The sequence below is a fragment of the Pseudomonas sp. Pseusp49 genome, assembly GCF_059491875.1.
On the sequence record NZ_CP168514.1, the window covers coordinates 3739340 to 3761792 of the forward strand.

Consider the following 22453-nt stretch of genomic DNA (forward strand, 5'->3'; position numbering starts at 1 on the left):
TTTTCAACAGCTGTCGATCATCAGTGACTTCGCTCCTGCATAAAGGCAGGGGGGGGAAGTTCAGGCTTGGGTCTTGTGATCCAGCGCGGCGTAGAAGTTGGCGCTCTGTTGCAGGTATTTCTGGGTGTAGCTCTGGGTGTGGGCTTTTTTGTCGCTGATTTCAACGTTGGCACTGGCTGGCAGCGCAACGGTGGCAGAAATGGCGGAAGCGGCGATGACAGAGAAGATGTTGAAGTTCATGGCGGTATTCCTCGGATTCAGTTGGCTTGCTTGCCCGGTGGGGCCGTGAAGCAAACTTAACCCTCGAGGGTTCATGCCTTGAAATGCTTTGTAGCAGTACCAGATATCAGCGTCATTGATAAAAGCAGGCAGGCCCCATCAACCGGGGCCTGCGGCTTATTGACGCGGCAGAAACTTCAGGTCGCTCGGGGCGTCCATCGGCAGTTTTTGCACGGTTTTACCCAACAGACCGCTCTTGGCGTCGCGTTCGACGACGACAATCTGGTTGCTCTTCTGGTTGGCGATCAACAGGAATTTGCCGCTCGGGTCGAGGCTGAACTCCCGCGGATGATCGCCTTCTACCGCCCGGCGTTGCAGCTCGGTAAGGCGCCCGGTTAGCGGATCAATGGCAAACACCAGCAGTTGATTGGCCGTACCACGGTTGCTGACGTAGAGGAACTTGCCATCGGCCGAGGCATGCAGCGCCGCGGCCGCCTTGTCCGAGACGGGTTGCCCGGCAGCCAGGTCGACCATCTGCGTCTGCTCGAGCGTGCCGTCGTGGTAATCGAACACCGCCACCTGAGCGCTCATTTCCATGGTCAGCCAGGCATGTTTGCCATCGGCGCTGAACAGCAAATGACGCGGCCCGCTACCGGGCGGCAGTTGCACGAATGCCGGGTTGGCCGGGGTCAATGGCAGCTGCGGATTGGCCTTGGGGTCGAAGCGGTAGGCAAACACCTTGTCGGCGCCCAGGTCGTTGGAGAACAGGTATTTGCCGTCCGGCGACGGGATGGTCGAATGCACGTGGGCCGAGGCCTGGCGTTCTGGATTGACTCGGCTCGCCGGGTGGCTGCTCATCTGCACCACCGGTTTGAGTTGGCCATCGGCCGCCACCGGCACCACCGCGAGGGTGCCGCCGGGGTCTTCGGCCACCGAATAATTGCTGACAAACAAATGGCTGCCATCGACGCTGAGACTGGAATGGGTCGGCTCGTTGCCCAGGCTTTGCACCTGGCTGATCAGGTTTAGCGCATGGGTCTTGGGATCGATCGCGTAACTGCTGACGCGCCCGACCGGATCAGCCTGGCCCGGACCGTTTTCGTTGACCACGAACAGGTGGCGCTGGTCTTTCGAGAGGGTCAACCACGATGGATTTTCGCTCTTGACCACTTGCAAGGGCGTGGCGTTGATCTGCCCGGTGGTGCTGTCGAAAGCCAGGCGATAGATCCCCTGGCTTTGACCGGCGGTGTAGGAGCCCACCAGCAGTTGATCGTCCTCGGCGGATGCGGCCTGGACGCCCATCGCGCCGATGCTGCCGGCCATCAACAGTGGCCAGAGGTTACGCATCATCCTGGTCATCATCTTCGTTGTCACCGCTGACGATATCGCCCAGGCACACCAAACGGTGTTCGCCCGAGTCACCGGTGATCAACCAGCTTTGCAGCGAGGTGTCGAAGGTCGCGGACTGAACCTGCGCCGGGGTGAACTCCCAGTGTTTGGCCGCACGGCCATCCATGCATTCAATGTGCAGGTTGTCGAACTCGTCGAGGGCGAATTCGAAGGCATGCAGCCCGTCGATTTCCACCATTCCGCAGTGTTCGAGGGCATTGAGCAGGGTGTCGGTTGGGGCAGTCATGGCAATCAGTCTTTGAATGAGAAAGACGCAATGATAGCTCATCGCACCCCAATTCCCTTGGTTGGAATGATCAACCTGTGGGAGCGGGCTTGCTCGCGAATGGGGGGGTAACATTCAACATCTCTGTCGACTGACACTCCGCCTTCGCGAGCAAGCCCGCTCCCACAGGGATTGTGGTCAGCCGCTAGAGGGCGTCGCGCGATGGTTGGCCATCCACCAGTCGCTGGATGCGCAGCGGATTGCCGTTCTTCAGCGCGTCCGGCAGCAAGCTGTCCGGGTAGTTCTGGAAACACACCGGGCGCAGGAAACGATCGATGGCCAGTGTGCCCACCGAAGTACCGCGCGCATCGGAGGTTGCCGGGTAAGGTCCGCCGTGGACCATCGAGTCGCAGACTTCCACGCCAGTCGGATAGCCATTGACCAGGATTCGCCCGACCTTCTGCTCCAGCAATGCCGTCAGCCCGGCGAACTGCTCGAGGTCTTGCGGCTCACCAATGACGGTGGCGGTCAATTGGCCGTGCAGGCCGTTCAGGGCCGCCGTCAGTTGCGCCTGATCCGCGACCTCGACCACCACGGTGGTCGGCCCGAACACTTCCTCTTGCAGGACTTCATCGCCATCGATCAGCAGGCGCGCATCGGCCTTGAATAGCTGCGGCTGAGCCTGATTGCCCTGCTGCGGATCGCCGGCCAGGTGCTCAATCCCCGGATGCGCCAGCAGTTTTTGCAAGCCTTGACCGTAGCTGCCCAGGGTGCCGGCATTGAGCATGGTTTGCGCCGGTTGGTCGCCCATCAGCCCGGCCACTTGCTGCACAAAGGCACTGAACGACGCCGAGCGAATGCCGATCACCAGACCCGGATTAGTGCAGAACTGCCCGCAGCCCTGCACCACCGAGGCCGTGAGGTCCCGGGCAACCGTGTCGGCCCGCGCCTGCAATGCCTGGGGCAAGACAATCACCGGGTTGATGCTCGACATCTCGGCGAACACCGGAATCGGTTGCGCACGTGCCGCGGCCATGTCGCACAGGGCTCGACCACCCTTGAGCGAACCGGTGAACCCCACGGCCCGGATGGCCGGATGCTTGACCAGCGCCTCGCCGACACCGCCGCCGTAGATCATGTTGAACACCCCGGCCGGCATACCCGTTTTTTGCGCAGCGCGAATGATCGCATCTGCCACCTGCTCGGCCGTGGCCATGTGGCCGCTATGGGCCTTGAACACCACCGGGCACCCGGCGGCCAGCGCCGAGGCGGTATCGCCGCCAGCGGTGGAGAACGCCAGCGGAAAGTTGCTGGCGCCAAACACCGCCACAGGTCCCAGGCCGATGCGGTACTGACGCAGGTCCGGACGCGGCAACGGCTGACGCTCCGGCAATGCCCGGTCGATTCGCGCGCCGTAGAAATCACCGCGACGCAACACTTTGGCGAACAGGCGCATCTGCCCGCTGGTACGCCCACGCTCGCCTTGAATCCGGCCTGCGGGCAACGCCGTTTCACGGCAGACGACAGCGACAAAGTCGTCACCGAGGGCGTCCAGTTCATCGGCGATGGCATCGAGAAACTGCGCCCGTCGCTCCGCACTCAGGCTGCGATAGGCCGGATAGGCGGCCGCTGCTGCGGTGGCCGCCGCATCGACCTCCTGCGGTGTCGCCTGAAAAAAATCGTGGGGCAAGGCCTCCCCCGTCGACGCATCGACACTCTGCAACTTGATGCTGCCGGCGGCGCTGCGTTGGCCGCCGATGTAGTTGTGACCAATAATCCCGATCATGGGCAAATCCTCAAAGTGTGCCGACAGTGCCGGGTTCGAAAGCCGCCTGGACCGGGGCGATGCCGTTGATCAATGGTGCGCCGAACTCGGCCTGGGTGATCTCGAACACGTCACCCGGTCGGGTGCGAATGCCGTCGGCAAAGGACAGGGTCGCGGTGCCGAAGAAGTGAACGTGCACATCCCCCGGGCGCAGGAACTGGCTGTACTTGAAATGATGGAATTCCAGGTTGGCGAGGCTGTGGCACATGTTCGCCTCGCCACTGAGGAACTCGTTCTGCCACAGCACTTCGCCGTTGCGCAGGATGCGGCTGGTGCCCGCCAGATGCTGTGGCAATTCACCGACCCGCAGTTCCGGACCATAACTGCAGCTACGCAATTTCGAATGGGCCAGGTACAGGTAGTTCTTGCGCTCCATGACGTGGTCGGAGAACTCGTTGCCCACGGCAAAACCCAGGCGATACGGCTTGCCGTCGTGACCGATCACGTACAGGCCGGCGATCTCCGGTTCTTCACCGGCATCTTCGGCAAATGGCGGCAATGGAAACGGCTGGCCCGGCCTGACGACGATGCTGCCATCGCCTTTGTAGAACCATTCCGGTTGCACACCGGCTTGATCCGCCGCCGGCTTGCCGCCCTCCACGCCCCATTTGAATATGCGCATGGTGTCGGTCATCGCGGTTTCGTCGCCGCTTTGCTGGTGCATCTTGTCCCGGGCCGACGCGCTGCCCAGATGGGTCAGGCCCGTACCACTGACCAGCATGTGCGCCGGGTCCGGATGGTCCAGCGGCGGCAGGATGCGTTGTTGCGTCTGCAATTCGGCATAGTCATGGCTGATGCCCAGCCCCAGGCTCTGCACCTGTTGCTCAAGGCTCGCGCCCACCTCGATCGCCGCCAGTGCCAGGTCGCGAACAGTGCGCGCGCCCTGCACTTCACGGACCAGGCCGTTGTCGACCACGCCGACACGGCGTTCGCCGTTACTCAATTCGAATTGAACCAAATGCATGAGTTTTCTCCTGTAAAACAAAACTTCAAATCACCGCAGAACCAATGTGGGAGCGGGCTTGCTCGCGAAGAGGCCGTCATACCCGACATCACCAGTGACTGACACTCCGCTTTCGCGAGCAAGCCCGCTCCCACATTTGGTCGGTGTGAACTCTCAAAATCAGGTACGGGTGGCCCTACGCGCGCTGGCGGCAAACTCATCGGCCGGCAACACGTGCTTGCGTTCCAGCAAGCGATACACCACACCGGTCAACACCAGCCCGAACACCATCACGCACGACAGGAAATACAGGCCCGAAGCCAGGTTGCCGGTGTATTCCTTGAGTGCGCCGATCACGAATGGGCCGAGGTAGCCGCCGAGGTTGCCCACCGAGTTGATCAATGCGATCCCCGCCGCCGCACTGGCGCCGGCAAAGAAGCGGCCCGGCAACGTCCAGAACACCGCCGTGCAGGAGAACAACGCGAACGCCACCAGACACAGCGCCGCCAGTTGCAGCACCGGCACCGACAGCCAGGCGCTGAGAAACAGACCGATCGCACCCAGCACGTACAGCACGGCGAGGTGGCCGTAGCGGTCATTCAGGCGGTCGGAACTGCGCGGAATGATCAACAGACCGACGATGCCGAAGATGTACGGCACCGCGGAAACGAAACCCGTCACCAGGTCGCTGCCGCCGAACTGCTTGATCAGGGTCGGCAACCATAAGCCGAGGCCATAGATGCTCAGGGTCACCGGCAGGTAGAACAGCGCCAGCAGCAGAACGCGCTTGTCCTTGAGGGCGTGCAGCGGATTGCCGTGTCGGGTCTGGCCGTACGCGTCCAGGTCCTTTTTCAGCTCGCCGCTCAGCCAGTCTTTTTCCGCCTGGTCCATCCACTTCACTTGCTGCGGGCCGTCCGGCAACCAGCGCAGCACAGGCCAGGTCAGCAGGATCGCCGGGGTGCCAATGACAATGAACAGCCACTGCCAGCCGTGCAGCCCGAGCACGCCGTCCATACCCAGCAGGCCGCCGGACACGGGGCCGGTGATCATCATCGCAATGGGTTGCGAGAGGATGAACAGCCCGAGGATCTTGCCGCGATGACGCACCGGGAACCATTGGGTGATGTAGTACAGGACGCCCGGGAAGAATCCGGCCTCGGCGGCGCCAAGCAAAAAGCGCATCACATAGAAGCTGTTCGGCCCCTGGACGAAGGCCATGCCGATGGTGATGGCGCCCCAGGTGAGCATGATCCGCGCGAACCAGCGCCTCGCGCCAAAGCGGTCGAGCATCAGGTTGCTGGGGATTTCCAGCAGGAAGTAGCCGATGAAGAACAGCCCCGCGCCAAGTCCGTAGGCCGCATCGCCCAGACCGATGTCGGCGCCCATGTGCAGTTTGGCGAAGCCCACTGCGGAGCGGTCCACGTAGGCGATCAGGTACAGCAGGATCAGGAAGGGAATCAGTTTCAGCGTGATGCGACGGATAAGCCGCAGTTCCTGGCTCATGAGATCGGTCTCCGATTGTTGTTGTTATGGAACCTCGGGGGACGCCTCTCGCGAAAAATTCGCCAGGGCCATCCCTCCGTTTGAGCGGACTATATAGTAATACTATTTACTCAACAACACTTCCAAACATCGCAATTTGAGCTTATGTTACGCCTCAGTTCGAACAATATAGTCATACAATAAGAGAACCGATCATGTCTGATAAGAAACCCACCCTGCGCTCGGCCCAATGGTTTGGCACGGCCGACAAGAACGGCTTCATGTACCGCAGCTGGATGAAGAATCAGGGCATCGCCGACCACCAGTTCCATGGCAAGCCGATCATCGGCATCTGCAACACCTGGTCGGAACTGACTCCGTGCAACGCGCATTTCCGCCAGATTGCCGAGCACGTCAAACGCGGCGTGATCGAGGCCGGTGGCTTCCCGGTGGAGTTCCCGGTGTTCTCCAACGGCGAATCCAACCTGCGTCCTACCGCCATGCTCACCCGTAACCTGGCGAGCATGGATGTCGAAGAAGCCATACGCGGCAACCCGATCGATGGCGTGGTGCTGCTGACCGGATGCGACAAAACCACCCCGGCACTGCTGATGGGCGCCGCCAGTTGCGACGTGCCGGCCATCGTTGTCACCGGCGGGCCGATGCTCAATGGCAAGCACAAGGGCAAGGACATCGGCTCCGGCACCGTGGTCTGGCAGCTCAGCGAACAGGTCAAGGCCGGCACCATCAGCATCGACGACTTCCTCGCGGCCGAGGGCGGCATGTCCCGCTCGGCCGGCACCTGCAACACCATGGGCACGGCCTCGACCATGGCCTGCATGGCCGAAGCACTGGGCACTTCCCTGCCCCACAACGCCGCGATCCCGGCCGTGGATGCGCGCCGTTATGTGTTGGCGCACATGTCCGGCATGCGTGCCGTGGAGATGGTGCGCGAAGACCTGAAACTGTCGAAGATCCTCACCAGGGAAGCCTTCGAAAACGCCATTCGCGTCAACGCCGCCATCGGTGGTTCGACCAACGCGGTGATCCACCTCAAAGCCATCGCCGGGCGCATTGGCGTGGAGCTGGACCTCGACGACTGGACCCGCATCGGTCGCGGCATGCCGACCATCGTCGACCTGCAACCGTCGGGACGCTTCCTGATGGAAGAGTTCTATTACGCCGGTGGCTTGCCGGCAGTGCTTCGTCGCCTCGGCGAAGCCAACCTGATCCCGAACCCGAATGCCCTGACCGTCAACGGCAAATCCATCGGCGAGAACACCAAAGACGCGCCGATCTATGGCGAGGACGAAGTGATCCGCACCCTCGACAACCCGATCCGCGCCGATGGCGGCATCTGTGTCTTGCGCGGCAACCTGGCACCGCTGGGCGCCGTGCTCAAGCCGTCCGCCGCCACGCCGGCACTGATGCAGCATCGCGGACGTGCGGTGGTGTTCGAGAACTTCGACATGTACAAGGCGCGGATCAACGACCCGGAACTGGACGTGGATGCCAACTCGATCCTGGTGATGAAGAACTGCGGGCCGAAGGGTTATCCGGGCATGGCCGAAGTGGGCAACATGGGTTTGCCAGCCAAGCTGCTGGCCCAGGGTGTAACCGACATGGTGCGTATTTCCGATGCGCGCATGAGCGGCACCGCGTACGGCACCGTGGTGCTGCACGTGGCGCCGGAAGCGGCGGCTGGTGGGCCGTTGGCCGCAGTGAAGGAAGGCGACTGGATCGAACTCGATTGCGCCAGCGGCCGTTTGCACCTGGATATTCCGGATGCAGAACTGGCTGCGCGCATGGCCGACCTGCAACCGCCGCAGAACCTGATTGTCGGTGGGTATCGTCAGCTGTACATCGACCATGTGCTGCAAGCGGACCAGGGTTGCGACTTCGACTTCCTGGTCGGTTGCCGTGGGGCTGAAGTGCCGCGTCACTCCCACTGATCACCTCCGTCCCCTGTGGGAGCGGGCTTGCTCGCGAAAGCGCAGTGTCAGCCTACGCATATGTTGTCTGACCCACCGCTTTCGCGAGCAAGCCCGCTCCCACATTTGATCTACGCCCGCCTCAAGATTGTGCCGCGCCTGCTATCATGCGCGACACCTATTCGCACAGGACCGCGCCGTTCCCCATGGATTACCGCAAACCCTCCGACCGCAAAAGCATGCACTCGCGCATCGTCCAGGAACTGGGCATGCAGATCGTCTCGGGACGCTTCCTGCCGGACGACAAACTGCCCGCCGAAGCGCTGTTGTGCGAAGAATATGCGGTCAGCCGACCGGTGCTGCGCGAAGCCACCCGAGTATTGGTTGCCAAGGGCCTGGTGTATTCCCGCCCGCGCGTCGGGACTGTGGTCAAGCCGCGCAAGGACTGGCACATGCTCGATCCGGACGTGCTGCACTGGCTGATGCAGAGCAGTCCGCAAAACCAGTTTTTCGACCTGCTGACCAGTGTGCGCAGCATCATCGAACCGGCCGCTGCCGCCCTCGCCGCGCAATTCGCTACCGAGGCGGACATCGCGTCCATCGGTGAGGCCTATCAGCGCATGGAAGCCGCGCCGACACCGGAGGCGCTGTTGCAGCCCGACCTGGACTTCCACAGCCGCATCGCCGACGCCACCCACAACGACTTGCTGGCCAACCTGTGCAACATGCTCTCGGTGGCCATCGCCGAAGCCTTGAAGCATTCGAACCAGCGACCGAACCTGCATGAACTGGCGCTGCCCCGGCACAAGGCGATTCTTACCGCAATCGAAAACCGTGATGCTCTGGGCGCACGGCATGCGACGCTGGTGCAGCTGGATGATGCGCGCAGTGCGTTGAATGTGGTGCTTGGCGCCGATCCTTCGTAAATCAAAAGATCGCAGCTTCGGCAGCTCCTACAGGGGAATGGTGTACACCTGTAGGAGCTGCCGAAGGCTGCGATCTTTTGATCTTCACGCACACAAAAAAGCCGCAACCAAGATTGCGGCTTTTTCATTTCAACATGGATCAGTGAGCAAACAACGAGTTGCCCTTCTGCCCCGCCAGTTTCTCCGGCTTGATCAGGAACCGCGCCAGTGCCGGCAACAGCCACAGCGCACCGAACATGTTCCACAGCAGCATGAAGGTTAGCATCAGGCCCATGTCGGCCTGGAACTTGATGGCCGAGAAGATCCAGGTGCACACGCCGATCGCCAGGCACAGACCGGTGAACAGCACGGCCTTGCCGGTGGACTTCAGCGTCTGGTAGTACGCCTCTTGCAGCGGCAGGCCGGCACGCAGGAAGCTTTCCAGGCGGCTGTAGATGTAGATGCCGTAGTCCACGCCAATCCCCACCCCGAGCGCCACGACCGGCAGGGTCGCCACTTTCACGCCGATGCCCATGAAGGCCATCAGGGCGTTGCCGAGTACCGAGGTCAGCACCAGCGGCAGCACGATGCACAAGGTCGCCGCCCACGAGCGGAAGGTGATCATGCACATGACCGCCACGCAGATGTACACCAGGATCAGGATGGTCAGCTCGGACTTCTTGATCACCTCGTTGGTGGCCGCCTCGATCCCGGCGTTACCGGCAGCGAGGATGAACTCCAGGCCTTCCTTGTTGTTTTCCTTGGCGAACTCCTGCACCGCATGCACCGCACGATCCAGGGTCTCGGCCTTGTGATCGTTGAGGAACACCAGCACCGGCGCCAGGGAGCAGCTGTTGTTGTACAGGCCGTCGGCGCGGGCAATGGAGTTGTTCAGCACATCAGGGTTACGCGACAGGGTTTCCCATTTCAGGTTGCCTTCGTTCATGCCCTTGATCATTTGCTTGGACACGGTCACCAGGGAAATCGCCGACTGCACGCCCTCGGTGTTCTGCATCTTCCACATCAGCTCGTCGATCGGCGCCATGGCTTCATAGCGCGAGCAACCTTCGGACTTGGTCTTGACCATCACCACCAGCACGTCGGAACTGGTGGAGTAGTTGTTGATGATGAAGTTGTTGTCCTTGTTGTAGCGCGAGTCCGGACGCAGCTCCGGGGCACCCTGGTCGAGGTCGCCGATTTTCAGGTTCTGGCTGTACCACAGGCCGCCGCCGAAGGCGATCAGCGCCAGCAGAATGGAAACCGGTGCGACTTTGGCGCTGGCGAAATTCGCCAGCAGGCGCCAGAACGGATGTTCGCGGGTGGCGTCTTTCTTGCTGCGGGCCACGGCACGCTTGCTGATGCCGACATAGGAAATCGCCACCGGCAGCAGGATCAGGTTGGTGAACACGATCACCGCCACACCGATGGATGCACCGATGGCCAGCTCACGGATCACGCCGATATCGATGATCAGCAGCGTGATGAAACCCACGGCATCGGCGAGGATCGCGATCATCCCCGGCAGGAACAATTGACGGAAGGTGCGACGCGCCGCCGTCAAGGCATTGTCCGCCTCGCTCGATTGCAGGGCGATCCCGTTGATCTTCTGCACGCCGTGGGAAATGCCGATGGCGAAGATCAGGAACGGCACCAGCATCGAATAGGGGTCGAGCCCGAAGCCGAAGAAGTGCATCAGGCCCAGTTGCCAGACCACGGCCACCAGCGTCGTGCTCAACACGGCGACGGTACTGCGCAGGCAGTTGGTGAACCACAGCAGGAGGATCAGGGTGATGACGAAGGCGATGCCGAAGAACATCACGACCATCACCAGGCCATCGATCAGGTCACCGACCTTCTTGGCGAAACCGACGATGTGGATCTTCACATTCGGGTTCTGGGCTTCGAACTTGGTGCGGATCTTGTCTTCAAGCTCGTGGGAGAACTGGCGATAGTCCAGCGCCAGCAGCTTGCCCTGGTCCTGCGGGTCCGGGTAGGACTCCAGCAACGGAATATCGACGATGCTCGACTTGAAATCGTTGGACACCAGGCGCCCGACCTGACCGGACTTGAGCACGTTGTTGCGCAGCAAATCGAGGCTGGCCTGGGAGCCGTTGTAGCTCTGCGGGATTACTTCCCCGCCGGCGAAGCCCTCCTCCGTCACTTCGGTCCAGCGAATGCTGGGGCTCCACAGCGACTTCAGACCGGAACGGTCGACACCGGAAATGTAGAACACCTCGTCGTTGATCTGACGCAGGGTCTCCATGTATTCCTTGGAGAAGATGTCGCCATCGGTGGCTTCCACCGAGATCCGCACGGTGTTGCCCAGGTTCGCCAGATCGTTGCGGTGCTCCATCATCTTCTGGATGAAGGGATGCTCCAGCGGGATCATTTTTTCGAAGCTGGTGGACGGACGGATCAGCGTCGCCTGCCAGAACAGGAAAATACTGACCAGCAGGCAGATCGTGATCACTGCCGGACGGTTGTTGAAGATCAGGCGCTCGAGGAACGTCGCCTTGTCCTGGTGATGTGTACTCAAGGAAGTCATAGCTCCGCCTTCTTATTATTAACCCGGCTCATTTGCCCGACTCGGTACCGTTTGGCGAGGTGACGCGAACGCCGCCCTGCCCGGCCAGAACCAGATTGCCATTGCCTGCCGCCGCCACTGCCGAGACCGAAATACGGTCCGCACGGTTGACCACTTTGAAGGTTTCGCCATTGTCACTGCTGCGAATCACCGAACCGCCGTTGCCGACGATCACGATCGAACCATCGTCGAGCAGCGTGCCGCCGGACAGCCCGAACTCCAGGTCGCCGCGCTCAGCCTTGAGCTCGACTTGCTCCCAGGTGCTGCCGAAATCCGTGGAGCGATAAAGGTTGCCGCGCAGACCGTAGGCCAGCAGCGTATTGGCCTGCGCCGTGCCGATCACGCCAAACAGCGAACCTTCGTACGGACCTTCGAGCTTCTCCCAGGTCTGGCCCCAATCAGCGGAGCGGAACATGCTGCCCTGCTCGCCAACGATGAACAGCCCGGCATCCTTGACCGCGGCGATCGCGTTCAGGTGGTACTGGTCTTCGTTGTCCAGGCGGTCGCTGGCGTCTTCCCAATGCTTGCCACCGTCGGTGGTTTCCATCAGCGAGCCATAAGCGCCCACGGCAAAGCCGCTGTCGACGTCCTTGAACCAGACATCGAGCAGCGGCGATTCACGATTCAGATCTTCGAATTGCTTGGTCCAGGTCGCGCCGCCGTCCTCGCTGGCGAGGATCTGCGCGTCATGGCCGACGGCCCAGCCGTGCTTGTCATCGACAAAAAACACCGACGTCAGCAGGGCCCGGGTCGGAACCTTGGCCTGGGTCCAGGTCGCGCCCTGGTCATCGGAATACAGGATGTGCCCACGATCCCCGACCGCCACCAGGCGCTTGCCGGCGTGGACGACATCGAGCATCAGGCTTTTGGCAGCCTTGGCCGATTCAATGGAATAAACAACATCGGATGCTGGCGCCGCCGCCGCCAGCACAGGTGCCGACAGCATGGCAGAGCCCAACAGCGAGAGCGCTGTAGCCAGCAACGCTAATTTGCGCAGTGCCGGCGGGCGGCAGATACCCACACCCATGACAGGCTCACTCATAGACCTTCTCCCATTATTATTGTTAGGTCGTTCAACCTTTCTGGGCGCCGCAAGGATGCGTGTCTGGACCGGCTGTTTCAGAGCATAGTCCTGAAACCCGCCATCCAGAGCCCCTTCGGAAGCTGGCCTATCCTATCGGTGTTTTTTAATGTCTGACAATCGACGCCACGTTATCTTTTGTTAACCGAGGGGGATGGGGGCTTGGTCTGAATGGTTGGGTATCAGGTGGGGTGATGGGGGGGGATTGCTTGACCAGTTCAAGCTCGCTCCTACAGAGCCCGCCGCCATCCATGGGCAAGAAGATCAAAAGATCGCAGCCTGCGGCAGCTCCTACATTGACCGGGTACACCGCCAATATCGTGGACGGACAAAAATCCCCGCAGGAGCTGCCGCAGGCTGCAATCTTTTGATTTTGATTTTTGACAATATCGAAAGGGCGGAAGATCAAGATCAAAAGATCGCAGCCTTCGGCAGCTCCTACGTTGACCGGGTACACCGCCAATATCGTGGACGGACAAAAATCCCTGTAGGAGCTGCCGCAGGCTGCGATCTTTTGATTTTGATTTTTGCCAATGTCGAAAGAGCGGAAGATCAAGATCAAAAGATCGCAGCCTGCGGCAGCTCCTACAGGCCGAGCGTTAGCTCGCCTGCCGCTCTTGATCTTGATCCACCCGCCCCCTCGGCAGGCTGAGTGGAGGTGTTCATCCGGGGATGGGCGCGCAGCGCCGTTCGACGCAGTCGAACTCATTGCATGTAGGTCGAAGCGAAGCCGACCGGAGGGCAATGCCCCCGGATGAATACCGGAGCGAAGGTACCCCGAGCCTCAGCGAGGGGCCGTACGTTCGGGGCGAGCGTTTTTTGCTTCCTTTTTTAGGCGCTTGTAAAAAAGGGAGTCGCCGTAAGGGCGAAACCGCCAGCCGCCGTTACCCAAAAAACGGATATGTACTCAATCACCCAAGAACCTGGTCGGCCCGAAGGCCGCCAAGGTCAACAGCAGACTCACGCCAAACTCTTGCTGACCACCTCAAACACATCACTGGACAACTGCCCCGAAGCCCGAATCCGCTCCAGCTCGCCCTTCATCAAAGCCTGCCGAGCGCTGTCGTACTTGCGCCAGCGCGTCAAAGGCGCCAACTGCCGAGAAGCAATCTGCGGGTTAAACCCGTTCAACTCAATCACCAGATCCGCCAGGAAGCGATACCCGGAACCATCCGCCGCATGGAAGTTGATCAGGTTCTGCCCGGCAAACGCACCGACCAGTGCCCGCACCTTGTTCGGGTTCTTGATGTTGAACGCAGGATGCTGCATCAACTGACGAACCCGCTCCAGACCACCCGGCAACACGCTGCCGGCCTGGACACTGAACCACTGGTCCATGACCAGCGGGTTGTCCTTGAAGTGTTCGGCGAAACTGGCCAGGGCCTTGGCCTTCTCGGCCTCGAACGGCGAGTTGACCAATACGGCGAGGGCAGTCAGGCGCTCGGTCATGTTGTCGCACGCCTCGAACTGCTCCAGCGTCGCCGCCAGAACCTCCGGCTTGCCGCTGAGCATCAGGTACGACAGCGCGATGTTCTGCAAGGCACGGCGGGCAAAATGTTCCGCCTCGGCCACGTACGGTGTTTGCTTCGAAAGTTCGCGGTTGGCCTGGTAACGCAGCCACAAGCCTTCGAACAACGCGTCAGCCAGTTGCTTGCGGGCAAATTCGCGGGCGCTGTGAATCGCTTCGACATCCGCCACTTCGCTGATTTCGGTCAGGTACGCTTCGCTCGGCAGCGAGAGCATTTCGGCGACCATGGCCTGGTCCAGCGACTCATCCGAGAGCACCGTGCGCAGCGCCGACACCAGACGCTGATCGAGCACCAGCGCTTCGCCCTTCTGCTGCTGGGCGATCAGTTCCTGCAGCACCTGCACCGACAGTTGCTGGCCGGCATCCCAGCGGTTGAAACCGTCGCTGTCGTGCTGCATCAGGAACATCAACTGGTCGCGGTTGTACGGGAAGCTCAGTTTCACCGGCGCCGAAAAGCCACGCAGCAACGACGGCAGCGGTTGTTCGGCGATATCGACGAAGGTGAAGGTCTGCTCGGCTTCGGTCACGGAAATGACCCGCGAAGTGCCTTGCGCGGCGGCCTCACCGGACAGACGCAGGGCAATCGCTGCCCCTTTGGCATCCAGCAGCCCCAGCTCGACCGGGATCACGAACGGCAGTTTTTCAACCTTGTCCGGGGTTTCCGGGCAGCTCTGGCGGAAGGTCAGGCTGTAGGTTTTCGCCGCCGCATCAAAGGACTCGCTCACCGCCAGACGCGGTGTACCGGCCTGGCTGTACCAGCGCTTGAACTGGGTCAGGTCGACGCCATTGGCATCTTCCATGGCCTTGATGAAGTCATCGCAGGTCACGGCCTGGCCGTCATGGCGTTCGAAGTACAGGTCGCTGCCTTTGCGGAAGCCTTCGGCGCCGAGCAAGGTGTGGATCATGCCGACCACTTCCGAGCCCTTTTCGTACACGGTCAGGGTGTAGAAGTTGGAAATCTCGATGAAACTGTCCGGGCGCACGGCGTGAGCCATGGGGCCGGCGTCTTCGGCGAACTGGTGGGTACGCAGGTACGCCACGTCCTGGATGCGCTTGACCGTGGCCGAGTTCATGTCCGAGGAGAAACCGGCATCGCGGAACACGGTGAAGCCTTCCTTGAGCGACAGCTGGAACCAGTCGCGGCAGGTCACGCGGTTGCCCGACCAGTTGTGGAAGTATTCGTGGGCGACAATCGCCTCGACCCGCTGGTGCGCGGCGTCGGTGGCGGTTTCGGCCTTGGCCAGCACGGCGCTGGAGTTGAAGATGTTGAGGCCCTTGTTCTCCATGGCGCCCATGTTGAAGTCATTCACGGCGACGATCATGAAGATGTCCAGGTCGTACTCGCGACCGTAGACCTCTTCGTCCCAACGCATGGACTTCTTCAGGCTGTTCATGGCGTGCTGGCACTTGTCGATGTTTTCCGGCTCGACGTAGATGCGCAGCGCCACGTTGCGCTCGCTCAGGGTGGTGAAGCTGTCTTCGACGCACCACAGGTCACCGGCCACCAGCGCAAACAGGTACGCCGGTTTCTTGAACGGATCTTCCCAGGTCGCCCAGTGCCGGCCGTCTTCGCCGGGGCCGGAAGCGATCGGGTTGCCGTTGGACAGCAGCACCGGATAGCTGTGCTGCTCGGCGACCACCGTGGTGGTGAAGGTGCTCATCACGTCCGGGCGGTCGAGGTAATAGGTAATCTTGCGGAAGCCTTCGGCCTCGCACTGGGTGCAGAACATCGTGCCGGACTTGTACAGGCCTTCCAGCGCGGTGTTGGATTCCGGGTGGATCCTGACGCTGGTATCGACCGTGAAGGTAGCGCTGGTCGGTTGCAGGGTCAGGTGATTCTCGGTCAGTTGATACTGCGCCTCGGAAAGCTCCTGGTCGGCCAGGGTGACCGACAGCAGTTCCAGCTGCTGACCATCCAGCACCAGCGGCGGCAGCCCCGGGCCACGCTCGGGGTTGCGGCGCATCACCAGTTGCGCATGGACCAGGCTGTGGTCCTCGTACAACTCGAAGGTCAGGTGTGTTTCGTCGATCAGGTACTCGGGCGCCTGATAGTCCTTGAGGTAGATCATCTTCGGTTGTTCGGTGCGCATGCTGGAGTCCTTACTGATGCACGGCGAGCTGGTAAGCCGTGTATTTACGAATGTTGATCACGCCGGTGTCGAAGATCAGGTATTGGCCCTTGACCCCCATCAGCGTGCCTTCGGCAATCGGGTTCTTGTCCAGGTTGAAGCTGACAATCTTCGCCGGGTATTGCTCGACCGGATAGCGGATCTCCAGCGGTTCGACGCCGGTAACCGTCTGGATCGCCTGCAAGCCGAAACGTTCCTGCAACCCTTGCAAGCCTTCGGCGCAGCTGTCGAACAGTTGATCGCGAACCTCGGCCAGGTTCACCGCCGCCGCATCGCCCTTGAGTAAAGCACGCCAGTTGGTCTTGTCCGCCACCTGGCTGCGAAACAGATCCTCGACGAAACCCGACTGCTGCCGGGTCGATACGCGCACGATCGGCAAGGCCTGGCTCGCACCCTGGTCGAGCCAGCGGGTCGGCAGCTGGGTGGCACGGGTAATCCCGACTTTGATCCCCGACGAGTTGGCCAGGTACACCACATGATCGGTCATGCAGAACTTCTCGCCCCACTCCGGCTCTCGGCAGGTACCGGCGTCGAAGTGGCAACGCTCCGGGCTCATGATGCACACATCGCACTGGGCCAGCTTGGTCATGCACGGGTAGCAGTAACCCTGGCTGAAGCTGGTCTTGGTCTTGCGTCCGCAATGGGTGCAGTGGATCGCCCCCAGGTATTCCAGGCGCACCGTGGTGCCGATCAACGGATTGACCGGAACCTCGGTTTCGCCCAGACGGAAAGCGTATTGCACGTTCGGCCCGTCAAGGCGTGCCGACATTTTGCTGATTGCACCGCGGCCAATCTCGATCAATGGATGGCATCCGACTTGAACAGGATATTCGGCACTTCGATCGACTTCGAGGCGCATTCCTGCGGGCCCATGTAGCCGGTACGCCGGTCCTCGGGCAGGTTCTGGATTTCCCAGGCGATCATCGCCTGCAGCGACAGCTCGCGTTGTTCGGCGGTGAGTTTGCCACCGTCGGACCATTTGCCGATTTCCACCGCCAGTTTCAGGCTCTCGTAGATATCGGGGGTGATGTTCTGGATCATTTCGTTAAAAGAGGACATTGGGTCTCCGTCTCTTTATTGCATGTTCTTGAATTAGGCGGCCAGTTTACGGCGGTTATACAAACCGCCCAACAAACCGGTGAAGCATCCGATGAGTAACCCGCTGACGTGGGCCGCGTTGGCGATTTCGCCGAAGCCGATCATCGAGACCAGCCCGGACAGGCACAGCAGCAACCACACCAGCATCATCACCAGTACGCCGCGCGGCAGGCGATAAGCCGGGTTCGGCGCCAGCAGCTGGAAGATCCAGCAATGCCCGAGCAGGCCGTACAGTACGCCGGACAGGCCACCGAACAAGGTCGGGCCGCTGAAGGAGTACTGGGCGTAGTTCGACACCAGGCTGAACAGCAGGGTCAGGCCGATCAGGTTGATGCTGCCCTGGCGCGACTCGATGCGCCGCCCCAACTCCCAGTACCACATGCCGTTCATCGCCAGGTGCAGGATGCCGAAGTGGATCAGCATCGGCGTGAACAGGCGCCACCACTGCCCCGCCGCCAGGCTGTCGGCCAGCGGTGTGAAGTGGAGGTATTCGCCGACTACGCGAAATTCGAGGAAGGTCAGCCAGCGCATCGTTTCCAGGTTGTCACCGAGCAAGGTGACCGCACCGACGATGAGGCTCAGCAGCAATACCAATGCAGTGGCCCTGGCGTATTTCAACTGTTCGACAAAGCCCGGACGCTTGATGGTCTGCGCCACCGGAATGTCCAGTTGCTGGTCGGGATCGCCCGCCGGAAACCGTTCGTACAGTGCGCGCACATCTTCACTGATGTTGTCCGGCACCCACAGCACTTGCTCGCCCGCTTCTTCGCTGACCCGATGGGGCACTTGCATGCGCTTGAGCAAGTTGACGAACCCGCTCAAGTCCACTGCCAGGGGCAGACGCAATACCGCTACAGCACTCATTGCAGCACCTCCGGCCGCTCGACATCGACCCAGACGAATTTATCCGGATCGAGGCGGGTTTCCTGATCCAGTCGGTAGGCAACCAGTTTGCCGTAGAGCACTGCGCTGTAATCCAGGCAGGCCAGGTTCGGGCGAATCGGTGCCGGCTTGCCGCTGCGCCAGTAATGGCCGACGAACAACAACGGCTCATCGATGCCATAGCGCAGCAAGCTGTTCTTTTCAGTGGACGTCAGCGGCGTCCGCGCCACGGGTTCAGGCAACGCGTCCGGCTGGAACACGATGTCGCCGTAGGTTTTCGGATCGTCTTCCCAGAACTTGGTGCGGAAGAACGAACGCACCAGCCCATCGCCGCTGGTCATGGTCAGGCCATGGGGCAAGCGCATGTCGGTGCCGCGCAGCAGGCGATCGAACACGGTGCAGGCAAACGAACCCGACTCCGCCGATGCCTGGAGAAAATGCTCGTCGATACAACCGTTGGGGAACAACGCCCGCAGCGGCTCGATCAGCCCGGCATCCCAACAGGCGTGGACCACGCGGAAACGCCCGGCATCGACGAACAGCGGCAGCTCATAGAACCATTGCTGGAAGTCGTGCCAGTCAGCCGGATGGCCTTCGAACTGGGTCAGGGTTTCGTGCAGCAGGCGGGCATGGCGCGGCGTGTGCTCGCGCACGAACTGCTTGCCGCTGCCGGGCAGCGCCGGCGTGCTCCAGCCCAGCGCATTGAACTCATGGTTGCCCATGATGCACAGCGCCTGACCAGCCGCGACCATGTCGTGGACGATGTGCAGCGCCTCGCGAATCCGCGGGCCGCGGTCAATGATATCGCCGACGAACACCGCCATGCGCGAGGCATGCCGCCAGACGCCACCCTGTTTGTGATAACCGAGTCGGTCGAGCAAGTGCTCCAGGGTCAGGGCGCAACCGTGCACGTCACCGATCAGGTCGTAGCTACGCGCGGGATCGAGCATCAGTCGCCTCCACCCCCCAGCTTGCTGCCCCAGCCGAGCTTGGTCCGGCAGACTTCGTAGTAGTTGTGGTCAAGCGGGTGAATCAGCCGCAGTTTCTGGGCTTTTTTGCTGACCGTAATGGTGTCGCCGGGCGCGCAGGTGAAGTGGTTCTGCCCGTCGCACGAGACTTGCGGGTAAATCTGCATATCCTTGGACACGACGATTTTCAGCTCACTGTTGCCATCGACCACGATCGGTCTGCCCGACAAGGTATGGGGGTACATCGGCACAATAACAATAGCGTCGAGCTTGGGGTGCATGATCGGCCCGCCGGCAGACAACGCGTAGGCGGTGGAGCCGGTCGGCGTGGCGACGATCAGGCCGTCGGCCTTCTGGCTGCAGACGAACTGGCCGTCGATGTACAGCTCGAATTCGATCATTCGCGTGGATTTGCCGGGGTGCAGCACGACGTCGTTCAGGGCATCGCCCTGGCCGATGGCCTCACCGTGGCGGCGGACTTCGGCCTGCAACAGGAAGCGGTTTTCCACCAGATAGTGGCCGTCCAGCACTTCGGCGACCTTGGCTTCCAGCTCGTCGGGACGGATGTCGGTCAGGAAACCCAGGCTGCCCCGGTTGATGCCGAGCACCGGAATATTGTGCTTGGCCAACGCCCGGGCAGCGCCGAGCAGGCTGCCGTCACCACCGACCACGATGACCATGTCGCAGACTTCGCCGAGCATCTTGCGCGACGAGGTTTGCAGGCCGTGCCCTGGCAGCACTTCGGCGATGGTGTCTTCGAGGATCACGTGCAGGTGACGATCGAGCAGAAACCGTTTCAGTCGGCGGACGGTATCCAGCACCTGGGAACTGCCCAGGCGACCGATGATGCCGATATTGCGAAATTGCTCCATGGGGCTCCTGCGGGGATCTGTGTGGCGGCGAAAACCACGATTATGGGCGAAAGCCGCCCGGAGACAAAATCCTTTCAGCTTCAAGGGTGTGCCCGGGTTTCGGGCTATGCTCGCAAGATGATGCTATTTCCGGATCTGCTCCACCTGCCCCATCAGTTACGCCATCCCGAAGTGCGTGACCTGGCGTGGGTCATCCTCGCCCCGCCCATGCTGGACGATACCCCGTGGCCGCAACGTCACCCGTTGGCCGGCAGCGATTGGGTGCAGGCGCCGGACCGGCTGGAGCTGTGGCTGCGGCAGCTGGACCGGGACAGTTATGGCTTGCTGCACTGGCTGGCCCAGGCCCGTACCCGCCGCCTGGGCCTGTACTACGAACGCCTCTGGCAATTCGCCGTGCAGCATGCGCCGGGCATTGACCTGATTGCCGCCAACATGCCGATCCGCCGCGAAGGGCACACCCTGGGTGAGCTGGACATGCTGCTGCGCGACCACGACGGTGTGCATCACCTGGAACTGGCGATCAAGCTCTACCTAGGCCCGCAATCGGGCGACGGGCACAACACCGCCCAGTGGCTGGGCCCGGGCTGCCACGATCGGCTCGACCGCAAACTGGCGCACCTGAGCCAGCATCAACTGCCGATTTCCGCACGCCCCGAGAGCCGTGAAGTACTGGCGGCGCTGGATATCCAGGCCTTCAGCGCCCATTTATGGCTGGGAGGTTATTTGCTCTACCCCTGGCCAGGACAGGCCGCCCCGCCGTCGGGTGCCCATCCGCAGCATTTGCGCGGTCGCTGGCTGCATCAAAAGGATTGGCCGGCGTTGGTTGCCCAGAGCGCGCCCGGTCGCTGGCAACCCTTGCCCCGCCATGCCTGGCTGGCACCGGCGCACTATTCGGCGGAGCACACCTGGACCCCTGAACAGATGCAGGCATGGCTCAATGACCTGGACCCGCTGGCGCCGGCGCAACTGCTGGTGCGACTGACGGAAAATGCCAATGGCGACTGGGAAGAGGCCGAGCGCCTGTTTCTGGTGGCGGATCTTTGGCCGAATGTGCCGGGACAGGGTTGAGTTTTGCATTGCCTGAGCCGGCCCCTTCGTCGGATCGCCGCCCGGACCAAGCCCGCTCCCACAGGGATTCTCAGCGGATACAAAATCTCTATTCGACCGGGATCAAATGTGGGAGCGGGCTTGCTCGCGAAGAAGTCACCTCGGTCTATCCAGGATGCACGAAGACTGCCCGCCTACAACCGAATCACATGCCCCTCGACAGGTGGGACCTGGCCATGAAACAAGCGGGAAATGACGCTTTGCGCTGCCTCATAACCTCGGCTTTCAATGACCTTCAGCAATGGTCTTTCACTTTCCGTCACCAGCCGAATAAACCGCAGCAACCCCTCGCCGATGTGCTGGCTGACCCCTTCCGGCCCCCATTCGGCATTGCGCTTGCGGATCTGGATCGGCGCAAAAAAGAACACCGGTTGTGGCCCTTCGATAGCCGTCAACCGTGCCTCATCGGTACTTTGCGCAGAGCCGGCGAAGCAGCTGTAGACCAGTTGTCCGGCACAGTGCTGGTGCACCTGATCCCGCAAAGGGAGGTCACCCGAAAAATCCACATACAGCGCAGGACGATCATTCCCAAGACTCGTCAGCTCTTCGTAGGACACTACCCGCTCGTAACAACCGAGGGTTTTGACAAAAGCTTTGTTGGCGGCCGAGGTCAGGGCAATCCGTTCCAGTTGCGGATGACTCTCCAGGCAGACCGCCGTGCCGTAGGCGGTTTTACTCGACGCACTGGAAAACACCAGCCGGGTTGCGCCAAAGAACTGGTTGTCCTGGAGGAAGTCCGCCAGCATTGAAGAGGTCAGGAACAGCGGCTTGAGCAGAATCTGCAGGTTTTCGGTTTCCGGGTTGTAGTAAGGATCCCAGCTGCAACGGGTGTATTGGTTGTACGCCGAGGTCAGCCCCAAGCGATGCGCGGCCCCATCATAGAAGCCACGCTCGGTAACCCGTTCCGGGCGCATCCACAGGTGGCTGGCCAGCGGAAAGTAACCGTAGAAGCGCTCGCCCACCTCGATGCCGGTCACGGTCGACGCAATGACGTCCGCGAACCCCCAGGCCGGAATGTGGCCCCAGCCCTCCTCGCCGGCGGGAAAGAAACCCCAGTAGTTCATTGAATTGCCATAAGCCGCGTACGTAATGTTATTGGTGGTCAGTGCGCAACGATCAATCTTCAGGATCACCTCGCCGGCTGCCGGAACCAGGCTACGTCGCTCCTGCGCTATGCGGCTCTGGTCCAGGGCATTTTTACGGGTAATCAGGCGTGTTACCGTGGTGAAATCCTGCATGTTCGGTCTCCTGCTGCGACACGGTGGCGGGTCACACAAGGGTAAT

At 61.4% G+C, this 22453-nt stretch carries 19 protein-coding genes; 4 read left to right on the top strand and 15 right to left on the bottom strand.

All coding sequences use genetic code 11. The annotated features are described in order from the left end of the window. Positions 1–60 precede the first annotated feature (60 nt). The 6 genes from ACEN83_RS16675 to ACEN83_RS16700 form a co-directional block, all read right to left on the bottom strand. Positions 61–240 (bottom strand): hypothetical protein, encoded by a 180-nt coding sequence (locus ACEN83_RS16675; RefSeq protein ID WP_007979950.1) that lies wholly within the window; start codon positions 238–240, stop codon positions 61–63. 156 nt (positions 241–396) lie between these two features. Beyond that, positions 397–1566, bottom strand: a complete 1170-nt coding sequence (locus ACEN83_RS16680; protein ID WP_495580884.1) for a lactonase family protein — start codon at positions 1564–1566, stop codon at positions 397–399. Further along, complete coding sequence (locus ACEN83_RS16685) at positions 1559–1897, bottom strand: DUF5629 family protein (protein ID WP_495577774.1); 339 nt, start codon at positions 1895–1897, stop codon at positions 1559–1561. The genes ACEN83_RS16680 and ACEN83_RS16685 overlap by 8 nt, the downstream gene beginning before the upstream one ends. A gap of 142 nt (positions 1898–2039) precedes the next feature. Continuing rightward, positions 2040–3620, bottom strand: a complete 1581-nt coding sequence (locus ACEN83_RS16690) for an aldehyde dehydrogenase (NADP(+)) (protein WP_495577775.1) — start codon at positions 3618–3620, stop codon at positions 2040–2042. A 10-nt stretch (positions 3621–3630) separates the two neighbouring features. Beyond that, positions 3631–4623, bottom strand: coding sequence for an AraD1 family protein (araD1, locus tag ACEN83_RS16695; RefSeq protein ID WP_495577776.1), 993 nt, complete (start codon positions 4621–4623; stop codon positions 3631–3633). 159 nt (positions 4624–4782) lie between these two features. Continuing rightward, positions 4783–6105 (bottom strand): MFS transporter, encoded by a 1323-nt coding sequence (locus ACEN83_RS16700; protein ID WP_495577777.1) that lies wholly within the window; start codon positions 6103–6105, stop codon positions 4783–4785. A 194-nt stretch (positions 6106–6299) separates the two neighbouring features. Here ACEN83_RS16700 and ACEN83_RS16705 point away from each other — a divergent pair, with 194 nt between their 5' ends. Then, the gene (locus tag ACEN83_RS16705) at positions 6300–8036 is read left to right on the top strand and encodes an IlvD/Edd family dehydratase (protein ID WP_007979961.1); all 1737 of its coding nucleotides are present in this window, start codon (positions 6300–6302) and stop codon (positions 8034–8036) included. Between the two features lie 185 nt (positions 8037–8221). Then, positions 8222–8941: a FadR/GntR family transcriptional regulator gene (locus tag ACEN83_RS16710; protein ID WP_165824740.1), complete on the top strand. Its 720-nt coding sequence runs from the start codon at positions 8222–8224 to the stop codon at positions 8939–8941. 139 nt (positions 8942–9080) lie between these two features. Here the strand turns inward: ACEN83_RS16710 and ACEN83_RS16715 are convergent, their stop codons facing one another. Both ACEN83_RS16715 and ACEN83_RS16720 read right to left on the bottom strand, forming a co-directional pair. Beyond that, positions 9081–11465 carry an efflux RND transporter permease subunit gene (locus tag ACEN83_RS16715; RefSeq protein ID WP_007979964.1) on the bottom strand — a complete coding sequence of 795 codons (2385 nt, stop codon included), beginning with the start codon at positions 11463–11465 and terminating at the stop codon, positions 9081–9083. A 28-nt stretch (positions 11466–11493) separates the two neighbouring features. Continuing rightward, positions 11494–12546 carry a WD40/YVTN/BNR-like repeat-containing protein gene (locus tag ACEN83_RS16720; RefSeq protein WP_495577778.1) on the bottom strand — a complete coding sequence of 351 codons (1053 nt, stop codon included), beginning with the start codon at positions 12544–12546 and terminating at the stop codon, positions 11494–11496. 244 nt (positions 12547–12790) lie between these two features. On the opposite strand from ACEN83_RS16720, the gene ACEN83_RS16725 reads away from it, so the two are divergent. Beyond that, positions 12791–13237 carry a hypothetical protein gene (locus tag ACEN83_RS16725; RefSeq protein ID WP_495577779.1) on the top strand — a complete coding sequence of 149 codons (447 nt, stop codon included), beginning with the start codon at positions 12791–12793 and terminating at the stop codon, positions 13235–13237. A gap of 308 nt (positions 13238–13545) precedes the next feature. Here the strand turns inward: ACEN83_RS16725 and pepN are convergent, their stop codons facing one another. Genes pepN through ACEN83_RS16755 form a run of 6 tightly spaced genes read right to left on the bottom strand, consistent with a single transcriptional unit; the run spans position 13546 to position 20062 of the window. Beyond that, positions 13546–16203, bottom strand: coding sequence for an aminopeptidase N (gene pepN, locus ACEN83_RS16730; RefSeq protein ID WP_495577780.1), 2658 nt, complete (start codon positions 16201–16203; stop codon positions 13546–13548). 10 nt (positions 16204–16213) lie between these two features. Then, the gene (locus ACEN83_RS16735; RefSeq protein ID WP_218484458.1) at positions 16214–17044 is read right to left on the bottom strand and encodes a DUF2797 domain-containing protein; all 831 of its coding nucleotides are present in this window, start codon (positions 17042–17044) and stop codon (positions 16214–16216) included. Continuing rightward, the gene (locus ACEN83_RS16740) at positions 17041–17301 is read right to left on the bottom strand and encodes a YeaC family protein (RefSeq protein ID WP_495577781.1); all 261 of its coding nucleotides are present in this window, start codon (positions 17299–17301) and stop codon (positions 17041–17043) included. The genes ACEN83_RS16735 and ACEN83_RS16740 overlap by 4 nt, the downstream gene beginning before the upstream one ends. A 33-nt stretch (positions 17302–17334) precedes the next feature. Continuing rightward, positions 17335–18204: a rhomboid family intramembrane serine protease gene (locus tag ACEN83_RS16745; RefSeq protein ID WP_495577782.1), complete on the bottom strand. Its 870-nt coding sequence runs from the start codon at positions 18202–18204 to the stop codon at positions 17335–17337. Beyond that, complete coding sequence (locus ACEN83_RS16750) at positions 18201–19175, bottom strand: metallophosphoesterase (RefSeq protein ID WP_495580885.1); 975 nt, start codon at positions 19173–19175, stop codon at positions 18201–18203. The genes ACEN83_RS16745 and ACEN83_RS16750 overlap by 4 nt, the downstream gene beginning before the upstream one ends. Next, the gene (locus ACEN83_RS16755) at positions 19172–20062 is read right to left on the bottom strand and encodes an NAD(+) kinase (protein ID WP_007979142.1); all 891 of its coding nucleotides are present in this window, start codon (positions 20060–20062) and stop codon (positions 19172–19174) included. Before ACEN83_RS16755 ends, ACEN83_RS16750 begins: the two co-directional genes overlap by 4 nt. 117 nt (positions 20063–20179) lie before the next feature. On the opposite strand from ACEN83_RS16755, the gene ACEN83_RS16760 reads away from it, so the two are divergent. Continuing rightward, on the top strand, positions 20180–21130 hold the full coding sequence (locus tag ACEN83_RS16760; RefSeq protein ID WP_495577783.1) for a DUF1853 family protein: 951 nt from the start codon (positions 20180–20182) through the stop codon (positions 21128–21130). Positions 21131–21303: 173 nt separating this feature from the next. Here ACEN83_RS16760 and ACEN83_RS16765 read toward each other — a convergent pair whose 3' ends face one another. After that, entirely contained in the window at positions 21304–22407 is a 1104-nt protein-coding gene (locus tag ACEN83_RS16765; protein ID WP_495577784.1) for a DUF2855 family protein, read from the bottom strand. Positions 22408–22453 lie beyond the last annotated feature (46 nt).

Bases quoted from the DNA above. Each gene is read 5' to 3' on its own strand.
- ACEN83_RS16680 (WP_495580884.1), bottom strand. From the start codon at position 1,566: ATGCGTAACCTCTGGCCACTGTTGATGGCCGGCAGCATCGGCGCGATG.
- ACEN83_RS16765 (WP_495577784.1), bottom strand. From the start codon at position 22,407: ATGCAGGATTTCACCACGGTAACACGCCTGATTACCCGTAAAAATGCC.
- ACEN83_RS16745 (WP_495577782.1), bottom strand. From the start codon at position 18,204: ATGAGTGCTGTAGCGGTATTGCGTCTGCCCCTGGCAGTGGACTTGAGC.
- ACEN83_RS16760 (WP_495577783.1), top strand. From the start codon at position 20,180: ATGATGCTATTTCCGGATCTGCTCCACCTGCCCCATCAGTTACGCCAT.
- ACEN83_RS16755 (WP_007979142.1), bottom strand. From the start codon at position 20,062: ATGGAGCAATTTCGCAATATCGGCATCATCGGTCGCCTGGGCAGTTCC.
- ACEN83_RS16690 (WP_495577775.1), bottom strand. From the start codon at position 3,620: ATGATCGGGATTATTGGTCACAACTACATCGGCGGCCAACGCAGCGCC.
- ACEN83_RS16740 (WP_495577781.1), bottom strand. From the start codon at position 17,301: ATGTCCTCTTTTAACGAAATGATCCAGAACATCACCCCCGATATCTAC.
- ACEN83_RS16710 (WP_165824740.1), top strand. From the start codon at position 8,222: ATGGATTACCGCAAACCCTCCGACCGCAAAAGCATGCACTCGCGCATC.
- ACEN83_RS16675 (WP_007979950.1), bottom strand. From the start codon at position 240: ATGAACTTCAACATCTTCTCTGTCATCGCCGCTTCCGCCATTTCTGCC.
- ACEN83_RS16700 (WP_495577777.1), bottom strand. From the start codon at position 6,105: ATGAGCCAGGAACTGCGGCTTATCCGTCGCATCACGCTGAAACTGATT.
- araD1 (WP_495577776.1), bottom strand. From the start codon at position 4,623: ATGCATTTGGTTCAATTCGAATTGAGTAACGGCGAACGCCGTGTCGGC.
- pepN (WP_495577780.1), bottom strand. From the start codon at position 16,203: ATGCGCACCGAACAACCGAAGATGATCTACCTCAAGGACTATCAGGCG.
- ACEN83_RS16685 (WP_495577774.1), bottom strand. From the start codon at position 1,897: ATGAGCTATCATTGCGTCTTTCTCATTCAAAGACTGATTGCCATGACT.
- ACEN83_RS16720 (WP_495577778.1), bottom strand. From the start codon at position 12,546: ATGAGTGAGCCTGTCATGGGTGTGGGTATCTGCCGCCCGCCGGCACTG.
- ACEN83_RS16705 (WP_007979961.1), top strand. From the start codon at position 6,300: ATGTCTGATAAGAAACCCACCCTGCGCTCGGCCCAATGGTTTGGCACG.
- ACEN83_RS16715 (WP_007979964.1), bottom strand. From the start codon at position 11,465: ATGACTTCCTTGAGTACACATCACCAGGACAAGGCGACGTTCCTCGAG.